This window comes from Kitasatospora sp. NPDC001547, from assembly GCF_042894165.1.
GTDB lineage: Bacteria > Actinomycetota > Actinomycetes > Streptomycetales > Streptomycetaceae > Kitasatospora.
Genome location: NZ_JBIAVL010000010.1, coordinates 190,885 through 206,117, shown reverse-complemented (window position 1 = coordinate 206,117; position 15,233 = coordinate 190,885). Strand labels below are relative to the sequence as shown.

The 15,233-nt window shown below is 72.0% G+C and carries 13 protein-coding genes; 7 read left to right on the top strand and 6 right to left on the bottom strand.

From position 1 onward, the window contains the following. Nucleotides 1–176: 176 nt before the first annotated feature. The 5 genes from ACFY0X_RS20335 to ACFY0X_RS20315 all read left to right on the top strand — a co-directional run bounded on the left by ACFY0X_RS20335 (nt 177) and on the right by ACFY0X_RS20315 (nt 4,516). Complete coding sequence (locus tag ACFY0X_RS20335; RefSeq protein ID WP_387756609.1) at nt 177–722, top strand: 2-oxo-4-hydroxy-4-carboxy-5-ureidoimidazoline decarboxylase; 546 nt, start codon at nt 177–179, stop codon at nt 720–722. Between the two features lie 346 nt (nt 723–1,068). Then, on the top strand, nt 1,069–1,449 hold the full coding sequence (gene sdhC / locus ACFY0X_RS20330; protein WP_387756477.1) for a succinate dehydrogenase, cytochrome b556 subunit: 381 nt from the start codon (nt 1,069–1,071) through the stop codon (nt 1,447–1,449). Nucleotides 1,450–1,457: 8 nt separating this feature from the next. Then, nucleotides 1,458–1,949: a succinate dehydrogenase, hydrophobic membrane anchor protein gene (sdhD, locus tag ACFY0X_RS20325; RefSeq protein ID WP_316523753.1), complete on the top strand. Its 492-nt coding sequence runs from the start codon at nt 1,458–1,460 to the stop codon at nt 1,947–1,949. 51 nt (nt 1,950–2,000) lie between these two features. After that, complete coding sequence (gene sdhA, locus ACFY0X_RS20320) at nt 2,001–3,743, top strand: succinate dehydrogenase flavoprotein subunit (RefSeq protein WP_387756474.1); 1,743 nt, start codon at nt 2,001–2,003, stop codon at nt 3,741–3,743. Beyond that, nucleotides 3,743–4,516, top strand: a complete 774-nt coding sequence (locus tag ACFY0X_RS20315; protein WP_387756472.1) for a succinate dehydrogenase iron-sulfur subunit — start codon at nt 3,743–3,745, stop codon at nt 4,514–4,516. The genes sdhA and ACFY0X_RS20315 overlap by 1 nt, the downstream gene beginning before the upstream one ends. A 77-nt stretch (nt 4,517–4,593) precedes the next feature. Here ACFY0X_RS20315 and ACFY0X_RS20310 read toward each other — a convergent pair whose 3' ends face one another. After that, a complete protein-coding gene (locus ACFY0X_RS20310) occupies nt 4,594–4,851 on the bottom strand; it encodes an SCO4848 family membrane protein (RefSeq protein ID WP_387756470.1) in 258 nt (85 codons plus the stop codon). Nucleotides 4,852–4,989: 138 nt separating this feature from the next. Between ACFY0X_RS20310 and ACFY0X_RS20305 the strand changes: the two genes are divergently transcribed. Continuing rightward, nucleotides 4,990–6,198 (top strand): D-alanyl-D-alanine carboxypeptidase family protein, encoded by a 1,209-nt coding sequence (locus tag ACFY0X_RS20305; protein WP_387756468.1) that lies wholly within the window; start codon nt 4,990–4,992, stop codon nt 6,196–6,198. A 27-nt stretch (nt 6,199–6,225) separates the two neighbouring features. Here the strand turns inward: ACFY0X_RS20305 and ACFY0X_RS20300 are convergent, their stop codons facing one another. Both ACFY0X_RS20300 and ACFY0X_RS20295 read right to left on the bottom strand, forming a co-directional pair. Next, the gene (locus ACFY0X_RS20300) at nt 6,226–7,188 is read right to left on the bottom strand and encodes a YihY/virulence factor BrkB family protein (RefSeq protein WP_387756466.1); all 963 of its coding nucleotides are present in this window, start codon (nt 7,186–7,188) and stop codon (nt 6,226–6,228) included. Nucleotides 7,189–7,287: 99 nt separating this feature from the next. Then, the gene (locus ACFY0X_RS20295; protein WP_387756464.1) at nt 7,288–8,286 is read right to left on the bottom strand and encodes a glycosyltransferase family 2 protein; all 999 of its coding nucleotides are present in this window, start codon (nt 8,284–8,286) and stop codon (nt 7,288–7,290) included. A gap of 134 nt (nt 8,287–8,420) precedes the next feature. Between ACFY0X_RS20295 and ACFY0X_RS20290 the strand changes: the two genes are divergently transcribed. Further along, nucleotides 8,421–11,993, top strand: coding sequence for a CDP-glycerol glycerophosphotransferase family protein (locus ACFY0X_RS20290; RefSeq protein ID WP_387756462.1), 3,573 nt, complete (start codon nt 8,421–8,423; stop codon nt 11,991–11,993). A gap of 139 nt (nt 11,994–12,132) precedes the next feature. Here the strand turns inward: ACFY0X_RS20290 and ACFY0X_RS20285 are convergent, their stop codons facing one another. From ACFY0X_RS20285 to ACFY0X_RS20275, 3 genes are all read right to left on the bottom strand, one after another. After that, nucleotides 12,133–12,621 (bottom strand): 2'-5' RNA ligase family protein, encoded by a 489-nt coding sequence (locus ACFY0X_RS20285; protein ID WP_387756460.1) that lies wholly within the window; start codon nt 12,619–12,621, stop codon nt 12,133–12,135. A gap of 62 nt (nt 12,622–12,683) precedes the next feature. Continuing rightward, complete coding sequence (trpS, locus tag ACFY0X_RS20280; protein ID WP_387756608.1) at nt 12,684–13,679, bottom strand: tryptophan--tRNA ligase; 996 nt, start codon at nt 13,677–13,679, stop codon at nt 12,684–12,686. Between the two features lie 75 nt (nt 13,680–13,754). Then, complete coding sequence (locus tag ACFY0X_RS20275) at nt 13,755–15,080, bottom strand: hemolysin family protein (protein WP_387756458.1); 1,326 nt, start codon at nt 15,078–15,080, stop codon at nt 13,755–13,757. Nucleotides 15,081–15,233 lie beyond the last annotated feature (153 nt).

Below are 15,233 nucleotides of genomic sequence, written 5' to 3'. Positions count from 1 at the left end.
TCACAACTTGATAGCTCGTCCGGATGAATTCGGCGCGCGCCCTCCCCAACTGATGACGGCTCAACTACCTTTGAGGCGCAGCCCGACCGGCGCCCGCGCGCCCCCCGGCAGCCCCTCTTCCACCCGCTCACCACCCCCCTTCACCGGCACCTTCCCGCCCTCACGAGGAGGACCCGCTGGCCAGCGACATCCCGTCACAGCGGCTCGACGTCAGAACAGAGCCGACCCTCCTCGGGTTGCACCGCTTCAACGAAGCCGACGCCGGCGCTGCCGAGGAGGCCCTGCTGGCCTGCTGCGGCAGCCACCGCTGGGCCCTGCGCCTCACCGCGCACCGGCCCTACCCCGACATCGAGTCCCTGCTGGCCGCCGCCAGCGAGGCCTCCTACGACCTCCGCCCGGCCGACCTCGCCGAGGCGCTGGCGGACGAGAGCTGGATGCCGCAGCCACTGCTCGGCATGCGGGCCCCCGGCAGCCAGGCCGCCCACACCGCGCTGCGGGCGGCGCACGCCGCGTACGAGGCCCGGTTCGGGCACGTCTTCGTGGTCTGCCTGGAGCGGGTCGCCCCGGAGGAGATGCTCGACACCGTGCTCTCCTCCATCCGCACCCGGCTCGCCAACGACCCGGACGAGGAGCGGCTGATCGCGGCCGACGAACTCCGCCGGATCGCCCTCACCCGACTGGAGCACCTGGTTGCCACCCCCACGGGGGCCGCGGCGCACTGAGCCCGCCACCGCACCCCGGCTTCACCTGTGCGGGTGACTCCATCCGCGAATCCGCCCGGACGGGTGAATCCGGGGCACCACCGGAGCCGAACCGGCCCGAGTCCGCGACCGCCGCGCCCCACACCCTCCGGTGCGCGGCGTGAGCGCGCCCTCACCCGCCGTGGCGGCAACCGGTCCGGTTCCCGCCCCGCTAGGCCAGAAGTGCCTGATTGATCACACCTGGGGCCCCCGGAGGCGGTTCCCGAGAAGGCGTCGATAGGATGCTGGCGGCCGGTGGACCGTACCCGGCCGGGCTGACCGACACCGAAGCCGGCCGAGCCCCCAATCGCTTCCGGAGGGTTTTTCCGTGCCGGCTGGAACGCTGTACCGCGGCCGGGAAGGCATGTGGAGCTGGGTGGCTCATCGAGTCACCGGCGTCCTCATCTTCTTCTTCCTGTTCGCCCACGTCCTGGACACCGCCCTCGTGCGAGTGTCGCCGGAGTCCTACGACACCGTCATCCAGACGTACAAGACTCCGCTCGTGAACCTGATGGAGTACGGCCTGGTGGCCGCCATCCTGTTCCACGCCCTCAACGGCCTGCGCGTCGTCGCGGTGGACTTCTGGTCCAAGGGCCCGAAGTACCAGAAGCAGATGCTCTGGACCGTCGTCGGCGTCTGGGTCGTCATGATGGCCGGTTCCTTCTACGGGATCCTCCAGCACACGCTGATCTCCTGGTTCGGGAAGTGAGCCGAGACATGTCCACGGAAATCTCCGACGCCATCGTCGTCCCGTCGAAGCAGGCGCACACCGGCAAGGGACTGGGCACCGGCAACCCGGCCGACGCGTTCGTCATCGAGCCTCCGCGCAAGCGGACCAAGAAGACCCCGCGTCGCACCCGCACCAACTTCGAGATGCTGGCCTGGCTCTTCATGCGCCTGTCCGGCATCGTCCTGGTCGTGCTGATCCTCGGCCACCTGCTGATCATGCTGGTGCTCGACGGCGGCGTCTCCAAGATCGGTTTCGCCTTCGTGGCCGGCCGCTGGGCCTCGCCGTTCTGGCAGGGCTGGGACCTGCTGATGCTCTGGCTCGCCATGCTGCACGGCGCCAACGGCATGCGTCAGGTCATCAACGACTACGCCGAGAAGGACTCGACCCGGCTCTGGCTCAAGGGGCTCATGGGTACCGCCACGGTCTTCACCGTGCTGCTGGGCACCCTGGTGATCTTCACCTTCGACCCCAACATCTGAGCCGCGAGCACCATCGACCACCGGCAGAGGCCAGAGGCGAGTTAACCCCCCATGCAGATTCACCAGTACGACACCGTCATCGTCGGCGCCGGCGGCGCCGGCATGCGCGCGGCCATCGAGTCGACGCAGCGCAGCCGCACCGCCGTCCTGACCAAGCTCTACCCGACCCGGTCCCACACCGGCGCGGCCCAGGGCGGCATGTGCGCCGCCCTGGCCAACGTCGAGGAGGACAACTGGGAGTGGCACACCTTCGACACGGTCAAGGGTGGTGACTACCTGGTCGACCAGGACGCCGCCGAGATCATGTGCAAGGAGGCCATCGACGCCGTCCTCGACCTGGAGAAGATGGGTCTGCCCTTCTCCCGCACCGAGCAGGGCCGGATCGACCAGCGCCGCTTCGGCGGCCACTCCCGCAACCACGGCGAGGCCCCGGTCCGCCGCTCGTGCTACGCGGCCGACCGCACCGGCCACATGATCCTCCAGACGCTGTTCCAGAACTGCGTCAAGCACGGCGTCGAGTTCTTCAACGAGTTCTACGTCCTCGACCTGCTGATCAACGAGGGCAAGACGGCCGGCGTCGTCGCGTACGAGCTGGCCACCGGCGAGATCCACGTCTTCCAGGCCAAGTCGGTCGTGTTCGCCTCCGGCGGCACCGGCAAGTTCTTCAAGGTCTCCTCCAACGCCCACACCCTCACCGGTGACGGCCAGGCCCTGGTCTACCGCCGCGGCCTGCCGCTGGAGGACATGGAGTTCTTCCAGTTCCACCCGACGGGCATCTGGCGCATGGGCATCCTGCTCACCGAGGGCGCCCGCGGCGAGGGCGGCATCCTGCGCAACAAGGACGGCGAGCGCTTCATGGAGCGCTACGCCCCCGTCATGAAGGACCTCGCGTCCCGTGACGTCTGCTCCCGCGCGATCTACACCGAGATCCGCGAGGGTCGCGGCTGCGGTCCGGACGGCGACCACGTCTACCTGGACCTGACCCACCTGCCGCCGGAGCAGCTGGACGCCAAGCTGCCGGACATCACCGAGTTCGCGCGCACCTACCTCGGCATCGAGCCCTACACGGACCCGATCCCGATCCAGCCCACCGCGCACTACGCCATGGGCGGCATCCCGACCAACGTCGAGGGCGAGGTGCTGCGCAACAACACCGACATCGTCCCCGGCCTGTACGCGGCCGGCGAGGTCGCCTGCGTGTCCGTGCACGGCGCCAACCGCCTGGGCACCAACTCGCTGCTGGACATCAACGTGTTCGGCAAGCGCGCGGGCATCGCCGCCGCCGACTACGCGCAGACGGTCGACTTCACCGAGCTGCCCGAGAACCCGGCCGAGAAGGTCCAGGCCCTGGTCGACGGCCTGCGCGAGTCCACCGGCACCGAGTCCGTGGCGCAGATCCGCAAGGAGCTGCAGGAGACCATGGACACCAACGCCATGGTCTACCGCACCGGCGCCACCCTGAAGCAGGCGGTCGAGGACATCGCCGCGCTGAAGGAGCGCTACAAGAACGTGGCGATCCAGGACAAGGGCTTCCGGTACAACACGGACCTGCTGGAGGCCGTCGAGCTGGGCAACCTGCTCGACCTGGCCGAGGTGCTGGCGGTCTCCGCGCTCGCCCGCGAGGAGTCCCGCGGCGGCCACTACCGCGAGGACTTCCCGACGCGTGACGACGTGAAGTTCATGCAGCACACCATGGCGTACCAGGAGGTTGCCGAGGACGGCACCACCTCCATCCGCCTCGACTACAAGCCGGTCGTCACGACCCGCTACCAGCCGATGGAGCGTAAGTACTGATGAGCACTCCGACCGTGGAGAAGCACTCGGCCGCTCTGGACGCGGCCGAGGCGGGTGCCGTCCAGCTGATCACCGTCACCTTCCGGATCCGCCGGTTCAACCCGGAGGAGCACCCGGACCCGGTGTGGGTCGACTACCAGCTGGAGATGGACCCGAAGGAGCGCGTCCTGGACGCGCTCAACAAGATCAAGTGGGAGCAGGACGGCACCCTCACCTACCGCCGTTCCTGCGCGCACGGCATCTGCGGTTCCGACGCCATGCGGATCAACGGCCGCAACCGGCTGGCGTGCAAGACGCTGATCAAGGACGTCAACCCGGAGAAGCCGATCACGATCGAGGCCATCAAGGGCCTGACGGTCCTCAAGGACCTGGTCGTGGACATGGACCCGTTCTTCCAGGCGTACAAGGACGTCATGCCGTTCCTCATCACCAAGGGGAACGAGCCGACCCGCGAGCGCCTGCAGTCCGCCGAGGACCGCGAGCGCTTCGACGACACCACCAAGTGCATCCTGTGCGCCGCGTGCACGTCGTCCTGCCCGGTGTTCTGGAACGACGGCCAGTACTTCGGCCCGGCCGCCATCGTCAACGCGCACCGCTTCATCTTCGACTCGCGCGACGAGGGTGGCGAGCAGCGCCTGGAGATCCTCAACGACCGTGAGGGCGTGTGGCGCTGCCGCACCACCTTCAACTGCTCCGAGGCCTGCCCGCGCGGCATCGAGGTCACCAAGGCGATCCAGGAAGTGAAGCGGGCGCTGGTCACCCGCCGCTTCTGATCCCCGCCTGACGGCCCGAAGGCCCCCGGCCCGATCCACCGATCGGGCCGGGGGCCTTCGCGTTCCCGCCCGCCGGGTCAGTCGGCGGCCGGGGTGCGGCGGGTGGCGCGCAGGCCGCGGACGCCGACGGCGCCGACGGCGATGCCGAGGGCGAAGGAGGTGACGGCGAGGAGGAGGTGGACCCAGAAGAAGGCGGTGGGCTGGGAGTGGTCGCCGCCGGTGAAGGCCTGGCCGCCGGAGTCCTTCCAGAGGTTCTTGACGAAGGTCGTCCAGATGATGACCGACCAGACCCCGAAGGCGGTCAGGAACCAGGAGGTGCGGCGGCTGAGCTTCATGGGGGTTCCTCGGCGTGTGAAGACGGTGTGCGTCCCCAGTATGCGCGGCCTCCGATCGGCGTAGGGCGGGCCCCTCCTGCGGAGTGGACGGGCCCCGGGGGGAGGACGCGGGGAGCCGGGAGTGGGTACGGTCGGCTGGTGCCCACACCCCGTCACACGCTCGCGCGCCTGTGCGGCGCGCTCACCGCGGCCCTACCGGTACTGCTCGCCGCCCCGGCGGGCGCGGCCCCGCAGCAGCCGCCCCCGTCGGTCGCGATCGGCGGCGAGCGGCTCGGGCTCCCCGGGGTGCAGGTCGCCCCGATGGCGGGCGCCCCGCCCCTGCCCACCGACCTGACCGGCCAGTCCTGGATAGTCTCCGACGCGGCGTCGGGAGAGGTGCTGGCGGCCAGCAACCCGCATCTGCGGCTGCCCCCGGCGAGCACCCTGAAGATCCTCTTCGCGGACACCGTGCTGCCCAAGTTCGACCGCGACGCGGTGCACCGGGTGGCCGACGAGGAGATCCAGGGGATCGGCCCCGGCAGCAGCCTGGTCGGCATCAAGGAGAACCTGGACTACCGGGTCGAGGACCTGTGGCGCGGGGTGTTCCTGAGCTCCGGCAACGACGCGGTGCACGTCCTGGCGCACATGAACGGCGGCGTCCAGCGGACCGTCGACGAGATGCAGGCGCGCGCCGACGCGCTCCAGGCGAGGGACACCAGGGTGGTCTCCCCGGACGGCTACGACATGGACGGCCAGGTCTCCTCGGCCTACGACCTGTCGCTGTTCGCCCGGGCCGGCCTGCGCAACGCGGACTTCCGGACGTACTGCGCCACCCGGGACGCGATGTTCCCGGGCGCCGTCGACCGGAACACCGGCCAGCGCGGCAGCTTCGGGATCGCCAACACCGACCGGCTGCTGGGCAGGTACCCGGGGCTGATCGGCGTGAAGAACGGCACCACCACCAACGCCGGCTCGACCTTCGTCGGGGCCGCCGAGCGCGACGGCCGCACCCTGCTGGTGACGGTGATGCACCCGGCCAACTACCAGAAGGTGTACGACGAGACGGCCGCCCTGCTGGACTGGGGCTTCGCCGCGGCCAGCAAGGTCCAGCCGGTCGGCAGGCTGGTCGACGAGCTCCCGCCCGGCGGCGCCGAGCCGACCGGCCAGGCCGGCGGCACCGGCGGCCCGCCCGCCCCGCCGCCGCACCCCTCGGCCACCGCCGCGCCGGCCACCGCGGCCGCGTCGGCGCCCGCCGCGGCCACCGACGGCGGCGGGCTCGGGCTCGGCGGCTGGTCGGCCGTGGTGCTGGCCGGGGCCGCGGCCGGGTACGGCGCGGTGGTGCTGCGGCGGCGGCGCTCCGCCGGCTGACCCACCGGTCGTCGGCGGGGTTCGGCCTCAGTCCGGGGGCCGGGCCCCGCCCTTCTCCACCGCCGTCTCCACCCGCCCGGCCGCCGCCTCCGCCTTGTCGGCCGCCTCCAGCAGCGTCCGGCCGTGCGCCCTGGTCCGCTCCCGGGCGGCCACCGGGTCGGCCGTCGCGGTCCAGGCCACGCAGTACATCAGCAGCCGGGAGACGAAGTTGATCCACAGCAGCAGCGCCACCGGGGTGGCGAACGCCCCGTACAGGCTCCGTCCCGCGACCGAGCTCAGGTAGGAGGCGAGCAGGAGCTTCAGCAGTTCGAAGCCGACCGAGCCGATCAGGGCGCCCTGCACGAGGTCCCGGCGGCGCTGCTCGGTGATCCCCGGGAAGGGCGCCAGCAGGTAGGCGAAGAGCAGCATGTCGCACGCTATGGCGATCAGCACGCCCACCGCCGTCAGCAGGTAGCCGCTGCCCAGGCCGGCCGCGCCGGCGATCCGGCCGGCCAGCGTGGTCCCGACGGCGGAGACGCCCAGCGAGAACAGCGACACCAGGCCGAGGCCGGCCAGCACCACCACGTCCCAGGCCTTGCGCAGCACCGGGTTGCCGTCCTCCTGGGGCAGCTGCCACAGGTCGCGGATCGAGGTGCGCATGGTGTCCACCCAGCCGAGGCCGGAGACCAGCAGCAGCGCCCCGCCGACCAGTCCGACGGTGCCCGCGTTGGCCACCAGGGCGGGCAGGTCGAGCGCGTCCGAGATCCCCGGCAGCTGGTCGGAGATGTGCTCCTGCAGCTCGTGCACCCGGCTGTCGCTCAGCGCCGCGGCGGCGATCGCCAGGCCCACCGTGAGCAGCGGGAAGAGGGCGAGGAAGCCGAAGAAGGTGACGGCGCCGGCCAGCCGGTTGCCCCGGGCGGCGGAGAGGTACTCGTACACCCGGTACGGGCGGCTGCGCAGTACCCGGGCCACGAAGGGGCCGACGACCGGAAGTCGGGTCAGGAAGTCCACCCACCGGTTATACCGGCCTGTCCCCCGAATGGGCGTCAGGCGGGCCCAGGAACCGGTCCGTCGGCCGCCGCGGCCCGGGAGCGCGGCGGGACCGGCCGGCTACCGCTTGACGAGTCGGCGGGCCTTGGCGAGGGCCCGGACGGCCTGGTAGGCGCCGTAGCGGCCGTGGCTGAGCAGCTCGGTGCGCACGCCGTCCACCCCGGCCGGCGGCCGGTAGCCGGCCGGCCGCAGCCGGGCGCAGTGCCCGGCGGCCCGGCGGAAGTACTCGCGGCGGTCGCCGGGCGGGACCCGGCCGGGCTTGGAGACCACGGTGTTGAGGTGGTGCAGCATCCGGCCGTAGACGACCGGGCGCCAGCGGTCCAGGTCGGGGCGGCGGTCGAGGAAGGCGAAGACCAGGTCGTACTGGGCGAACACGTCGAAGTGCTTGCGGCTGGCGGTGGCCAGGATGTTGCCGCCCTCCTGGCGCTGGCGGTAGTGCACGCCGACCTGGTCGAGCAGGGTGATCCGGGCGGCGGCGAGCAGCGCCGGGTACGTCCAGGGGGTGTCCTCGTAGTAGCCGGCCGGGAAGACCAGCCGCTGCTCGGTGACGAACCCGCGGCGGTAGGCCTTGTTCCAGACGACCTGCAGCAGGTCGAGCAGGTCGGGGCGGGCGTCGAGGTCGAAGACGTCCGGGGAGGCGGCGCCGAAGACGTGCGCGGAGGCGGCCCGGGTGATCCGGCCGTCGGCGTAGGTACGGGCGTAGTCGTAGACCAGGACGTCCGGTTCACCCGTGGCGGTGAGCCGCTCGTCGACGGCCTTCAGCAATCCGGGCGTCAGCGTGTCGTCGCTGTCGAGGAAGATCACGTAGTCCCCGGTGGCGACCTCCAGGCCGGCGTTGCGGGCCCGGCCGAGGCCGACGTTCTCCGGCAGGTGCAGCACCCGGATCCGGGCGTCGGCGGCGGCGGCCTCGTCCAGCATCGCGCCGCAGCGGTCCGGGGAGCGGTCGTCCACCGCGATCAGCTCGAAGTCCGGGCCGTCCTGGCCGAGCACCGATTCGAGGCACTCGGCGAGGTAGTCCTGGACCTGGTACACGGGGACGATCACGCTGAAACGGGACACGGCCCCAGCGTAGTGGCCCCCGGGCGGGCGAGGTCCCCGGAGGTAGGATCGGGACGCACGTACGCACCGATCACAAGTGCGGCCAGGCCCCGTACGGGCTGCCACGCTCCTCCAGAGAAAGGCCTGCGTAGCCGATGGCTCCCCGCCTCTCCATCGTCGTCCCGATCTACAACGTCGAGCGCTACCTCGTCGAATGCCTCGACTCGATCGCCGCCCAGACCTTCACGGACTTCGAGTGCGTCATGGTCGACGACGGTTCGAAGGACGGCAGCGCGGCGCTCGCCGAGGCCTACGCGGCCGGGGACTCCCGGTTCCGGCTGGTCCGGCAGGTGAACAAGGGCCTCGGCGCGGCCCGCAACACCGGCATCCGGCACATCGACCCGGACTCCGAGTTCCTGTGCTTCGTGGACAGCGACGACTCGATGCCGCCGAGCGCGTACGAGCTGATGATCAACACGCTGGACGAGACCGGCTCGGACTTCTGCACCGGCAACGTGCTGCGCTTCCGCGCCGTGGGCTACTACCCGTCCGGCGGCCACCTGAAGCCGTTCAAGGAGACCAGGCTCAAGACCCACATCACCGAGATCCCGGCGCTGGTCACCGACCGCACCGCGTGGAACAAGGTGTACCGCCGCTCGTTCTTCGACGCGGCCGGCCTGCTCTACCCCGAAGGCATCCTGTACGAGGACGCCCCGGTCAGCGTGCCGCACCACTACCTGGCCAAGAGCGTGGACGTGCTCTCCGAGCCGATCTACCACTGGCGCGAGCGCGAGGTCGGCGAGATGTCGATCACCCAGATGCGCACCAACCCCAAGGGCCTGATCGACCGGGTCGCCTCGGTCGAGCTGGTCCGCGCCTGGCTGATGAAGCAGACCGAGCCGCGCTTCGCCGAGTACCTGCGCTCCTACGACGAGAACACCCTCGTCGAGGAGATCCCGATGTTCTTCTCCTCCCTCGTGGAGGGCGACAAGGAGTACCGGGACGCCTACCTCCTGCACGTCGGCCGGCTGCTCCGGGCGATCGGCGCCGACCAGGTCGCCCGGCTGCGCGCGCCGCTGCGGCTGAAGTACCACCTGACCCTGTCGGGCCGGATGGACGAGCTGGTCGAGCAGATCACGTACGAGCGCGAGAGCGGCGGCGGCGTCCAGGCCCGCGGTCTGCTGCGCCCGTACGCCGACTACCCGTTCCTGCGCGGCGGGCGCAGGAGCGTGCCGGCCGGGGTGCTCAAGCTGGACAACTCGCTGGTCATCCGCAGCCGGCTGTACAGCAGCTCCTGGGAAGGCGGCAAGCTCCGGATGACCGGGCACGCGTACCCGGAGCAGCTGGGCGCGGCCGGCAAGCACGACATGGTCCGCACCCTGGTGCTGCGCGAGACCAAGGGCCGCCGGGTCATCGCGGTGCCGATGCGGACGACGTACAGCCCCGAGGCCACCGCGAGCTGCCGCCACGACCTGTACAGCTGCGACTGGTCCGGCTTCACCGTCGCCGTCGACCCGAGGAAGCTCCGGTACCGCGGCCAGTGGAAGGACGGCAACTGGCGCGTCCTGGTGGCCGGCGCGGGCAAGGGCGGGGTCTACAAGGGCCGGATCTCGGCCGGGTGGAGCGACAGCGCCCAGTTCCTCCCGTCGCACTGGGTCGAGCCGGACGTGCGGATCGTGCCGTGGGTCCGGGACAACTTCGTCTACCTCCGGGTGGAGACGGTCAAGGCCCGGGTGACCGGCCTGGCCGCGCACGGCGACCGGCTGGAGGTCTCGGGTGCGGCCCGCTCCGGCCCGAGCTTCGCCGGGGCGCGGCTGCGGCTCACCCACGCCGAGTCGGACCGCCACGTGAGCTTCCCGCTGGAGCTGGGCACCCCGGTCGGCTCGCTCCAGCCGTTCACCGCGGCGTTCCCGGTCGCCGAGCTGACCGCCGTCCGCGAGGCCTGGGCCGAGCTGGACCCGATGGCCGCCGAGCGCAGCCGCGACCACTGGGACGGCGCGCTGCTGCTGGCCGACGGCAGCACCGTCCCGCTGGCCTGGGACGACCGCAACGCGCCGGAGCGGCTGCACCTGGCGCTGAACCCGCAGGCCCCGGTCGCCGAGCGCCGGGCGCTCTACTCCAAGCCGTCCCCCGAGGGGCGCCTCCAGTTCACCGACCAGGTGCTCCAGCCGATGGTGGACGAGGTGTCCTCGCGCGGCGCCGACGGCTTCCTGCTCAGCGGCTCGTTCCCGCTGCCCGGCGCGCACCGCTGGGAGCTGGTGGTCCGTCACAAGTGGCGCGAGGAGGAGCACGCCTACCCGGTGGAGATCTCGGACGGCCGGTTCCGCACCGCGCTGCCCGCCGTCCCGACGGCCTCCTTCGCCGGCCGGGTGCCGCTCTCCCGGGGCACCTGGAACGTCGTCTTCCGGCCGGTCGGGGTGCCGGTGCCGGAACTGCCGGACGCCGCCGCGCTGGTGACCCCGGACTGCTTCGACGTCCTGCCGGTCGTGGTGGAGTCCCGCGGCAAGCGGATACTGCTGGAGCGCCGCAACCACGACGGGCTGTCGCTGGAGTCGGACTCGGTGCTGCTGCCCGAGGAGCGGGCCGGCTTCCGCCAGCGCCAGCTGCAGAGCGTGGACTACCCCGCCGCCCGCCGGCTGCCGGTGCGCGACACGGTGGTCTACCACACCGGCAAGTACGGCACCTACTCCGGCTCGCCGCGGGCGGTCCACGAGGAGCTGGTCCGCCGCGGCCTGCCGCTGGAGCACCTGTGGGGCAACGACGACATGCAGGCCGAGCTGCCGCAGAGCGTGACCGCGCTCCGCTACCGCAGCCCGGAGTGGTACGAGGCGCTGGCCACCGCCAAGTACGTGGTGGCCAGCACCCACCTGCCCGACTTCTTCGTCCGCCGTCCCGACCAGGTGGTCCTCCAGACCTGGCACGGCACCCCGCTGAAGCAGATCGGCCTCGACTTCGAGAAGGTCTGGTTCACCGACTCCGAGTACCTCAAGAGCCTGGCCCGGGAGGTCCCGAACTGGAGCCTGCTGGTGGCCGGCAACCGCTGGTCGGCCCCGGTGCTGCGGCGCGCCTTCGACTTCAAGGGCGAGATCCTGGAGAGCGGCTCGCCGCGGAACGACCTGCTGTTCGCGGCCGACCGGGAGAAGACCGCCGAGCAGGTCCGGGAGCGGCTCGGCCTGCCCGAGGGCAAGAAGGTCGTGCTCTACGCGCCGACCTGGCGCGAGGACCGGCGTCGGCCGCAGGGCGGCTACCAGATCGACCTGCGGATCGACCTGGCGGCGGCCAGGGCCGCGCTCGGCGACGACCAGGTGCTGCTGGTGCGCCGGCACCACCTGATGTGCGGCCAGATCCCGGGCGCCGGCAACGGCTACGTCTGGGACGTCGGCAGCTACCCCGACATGGCGGAGCTGCTGCTGATCGCCGACGTCCTGGTGACGGACTACTCGGCGAGCGTGTTCGACTTCGCGGCGACCGGCAAGCCGATCGTGTTCTTCACCTACGACCTGGAGCACTACCGGGACAACCTGCGCGGCTTCAGCCTGAACTTCGAGGCGGAGGCGCCCGGCCCGATGCCGGCCACCTCCGAGGAGCTCGTCTCGATGCTCGGCCGGCTGGACGAGGTCACCGAGGAGTACGCGGACCGGGCGGCCGCGTTCCGCGAGGCGTACTGCGACCTGGACGACGGCAAGGCCTCGGCCCGGGTGGTCGACGCGATGCTCCGCAAGGAATAGCCCCCGCGCGCGATCCGGAAGGCGCCCGGCACCCTCGGTGCCGGGCGCCCGCGCGTCCGCGGGCGCCGTGCGGTGGCCGGTCGGAGCGGGTCGAGCCCGCGCCGGGGCGGGACACCGTTGCCGGGTCACGCTCGCCGGGTCACCCGAACGGGTAGCTCCGCCAGGGGCGCCAGACCTCGTCCGCGTCGAAGCGGGAGAGGCCGAAGCCCGGCACCGGGAAGTCCGCCCGGAAGCCGCGCGCCTGCTCGTACGCCTGGTCCAGCACGTCGTCGGACAGGCCGTGGGCGACCGTCACGTGCGGGTGGTACGGGAAGGCCAGCTCGCGGGCCAGCGGGCCGGAGCGGATGTCCGCCTCCAGCAGCCGGCACTCCTGCGCGCCCTCCTCGACCCGGACGTACACCACCGGGGAGACCGGGCGGAAGGTCCCGCCGCCGCGCAGCAGCATCCGGAACGGCCGGTGCGCGGCCGCCACCGCCGCCAGGTGCTCCTCGATCTTCGGCAGCAGCTCCGCGGGCACCTCGGTCGGCGGCAGCAGGGTGACGTGCGTGGGTATCGACCGGGCCAGCGGATCGCCGTGCCCGGCCCGGGCGTCCTGGATCGCCGCGCCGTACGGATCCGGGACGCTCACGGACACGCCGATGGTGACGACCTCGGGGAGGTCGCCACCACCGGGCAGGCGCGTGAGCGGAGTCACCGCTTGGCGGCCGGGAGGAAGCCGATCCGGTCGTACACCGTCTCCAGCGTCACCGACGCCACCTCACGGGCCTTGTGGGCGCCGATCGCCAGCACCCGGTCCAGCTCGGCCGGGTCGTCCAGGAACATCCGGGTGCGCTCCTGGAACGGCGTCACCCACTCGGTGAACAGCTCGGCCAGCTCGGTCTTCAGGGCGCCGTACATCCGGCCCTCGAAGTGCGCGACCAGCTGGTCGATCGTCTGGCCGCTGAGCGCGGAGTGGATGCGCAGCAGGTTGGAGACGCCGGCCTTCTCCTGCTCGTCGTAGGAGACGACGGTGCCGGTGTCGGTGACGGCGCTCTTGAACTTCTTGGCGCTGGCCTTCGGCTCGTCCAGCAGGCTCACCAGGCCCTTGGGCGAGGAGGCCGACTTGCTCATCTTCACGCCCGGGTCCTGGAGGTCCTGGATCTTCGCCGTCTCCTTGAGGATGTACGGCTTCGGGACGGTGAAGGTCGGGCTGTAGCGGGTGTTGAAGCGCTCGGCGATGTCGCGGGTGATCTCCACGTGCTGGCGCTGGTCCTCGCCGACCGGGACGGCGTCCGCCTGGTAGAGCAGGATGTCCGCGATCTGCAGGATCGGGTAGGTGAACAGGCCGACGGTGGTGCCCTCGGCGCCGTACCGGGAGGACTTGTCCTTGAACTGCGTCATCCGGGAGGCCTCGCCGAAACCGGTGAGGCAGTTCATCACCCAGGCGAGCTGCGCGTGCTCGGGCACGTGCGACTGGACGAACAGCGTGCAGTCGTCCGGGTCCAGGCCGGCGCCGAGCAGCTGGGCGGCGGAGACCCTGGTGTTCTGGCGCAGCGTCGCCGGGTCCTGCGGCACCGTGATCGCGTGCAGGTCGACGACCATGTAGAAGGCGTCGTTGGCCTCCTGGAGGTCGACCCACTGGCGCACCGCGCCCAGGTAGTTGCCGAGGTGGAACGAGCCGGAGGTGGGCTGGATGCCGGAGAGCACCCGGGGACGGTCCTTGACCGGACCAGTGACCGCTGCGTTGACCATGCGGGCCATTGTTCCAGTTCCACCGCTCGCTCAGGAAACCTCCGCCCCCGCGGGGTCGGCCAGTGTGACCGCACTCACCCCCACCCGGGCGATCCGCCGGCCCTCGACCTTGGCCACCGTCAGCAGCACCCCGCCGCCGCCCTCGACCGGGACCCGCACCTGGTCGCCGTCCCGGGGCAGCCGGCCGAGCGCGGCGACCAGGCAGCCCGCCACCGTCTCGTACGGGCCCTCCGGCAGCGTGACGCCGGTCTCCTCGGTGAAGTCGCCGAGGTTGAGCAGACCGTCCAGCTCCATGCCGCCGCCGGCCAGCCGGCGGGTGGGGGCGGCCTCCGGGCGGTCGTACTCGTCCCGGATCTCGCCGATCACCTCCTCGACCAGGTCCTCCAGGGTGACGATCCCGGCGGTGCCGCCGTACTCGTCCACCACGATGGCCAGGTGGTGGCCCTCGCGGCGCATCTCGCCCATCGCCTCCAGCACCCGTTTGGTGCCGGGCAGCAGCTTGACCGGGCGGGCCAGGTCGCGGACCTTGGCGGCCTGCTCGCCGCGCGCGCCGTACAGGTCGCGGACGTGGACGAAGCCGACCACCGCGTCGGCGCTGCCCTCGACCACCGGGTAGCGCGAGTGCGGCGAGGTGTCGGCCTGGTGCCGGACGGCGGCCAGCGGGCGCTCGGCGTCCAGGAAGGTCACCTCGGTGCGCGGGACCATCACCTCGCGCAGCTGGCGCTCCCCGGCGGCGAACACGTCGGCGATCAACGCCCGTTCGTCGCTTCCGAGTTCGGTGTTGGTGGCGACCAGGCCGCGCAGCTCCTCGGAGCTCATCGAGCCGCGGCCCGCCGTCGGGTCGCCGCCGAGCAGCCGGACCATCAGGTCGGTGGAGTGGCCGAGCAGCCAGATCGCCGGCCGCAGCACCACCGACATCACGTCCACCACCGGGGCGGCGACGACCGAGATCGACTCGGCGCGCTGCAGGCCGATCCGCTTGGGGGTCAGCTCGCCCAGCACCAGCGAGGCGTAACTGATCACCAGGGTGAGGCCGACCAGCGCCACCGCGTCGGACACGCCCTCGGAGAGCCCGGCCCGGACGAACAGCGGGGCGACCTTGCCGGACAGGGTGTCCGCGCCGAAGGCGGCGGACAGGAAGCCCATGCAGGTCACCCCGACCTGGACGGCGGCCAGGAAGCGGTTGGGGTCGGCGGCCAGGTGCGCGGCCCGCGCCGCGCGCCGGGTGCCGCGCCCCTCCAGCGCCCGGATCTGGCCCTCGCGCAGCGAGATCAGCGAGATCTCGGCGACGTTGAACAGCCCGCCCAGCAGGATGAAGACGAGGACGAGCGCGGCGTCCCCGAGTGTTTCGTTCACAGCGGGCCAGTGTAGGGCGGCCGGTCCCCGCCGGGGCCGGACACGGCGGCGGGCCCGGAGGCCGGACACGGCGGCGGGGCCCCCCCCGGGGGGGGGGGGGGGGGGGGGGGGCGGGGGGGGGGGGGGGGGGGGGGGGGGGGGGGGGCCGGGGCG

Excerpts from the sequence above, each read along its gene's own strand:
- sdhD (WP_316523753.1), top strand. The coding sequence starts at position 1,458 with ATGTCCACGGAAATCTCCGACGCCATCGTCGTCCCGTCGAAGCAGGCG.
- sdhA (WP_387756474.1), top strand. The coding sequence starts at position 2,001 with ATGCAGATTCACCAGTACGACACCGTCATCGTCGGCGCCGGCGGCGCC.
- ACFY0X_RS20315 (WP_387756472.1), top strand. The coding sequence starts at position 3,743 with ATGAGCACTCCGACCGTGGAGAAGCACTCGGCCGCTCTGGACGCGGCC.
- ACFY0X_RS20310 (WP_387756470.1), bottom strand. The coding sequence starts at position 4,851 with ATGAAGCTCAGCCGCCGCACCTCCTGGTTCCTGACCGCCTTCGGGGTC.
- ACFY0X_RS20290 (WP_387756462.1), top strand. The coding sequence starts at position 8,421 with ATGGCTCCCCGCCTCTCCATCGTCGTCCCGATCTACAACGTCGAGCGC.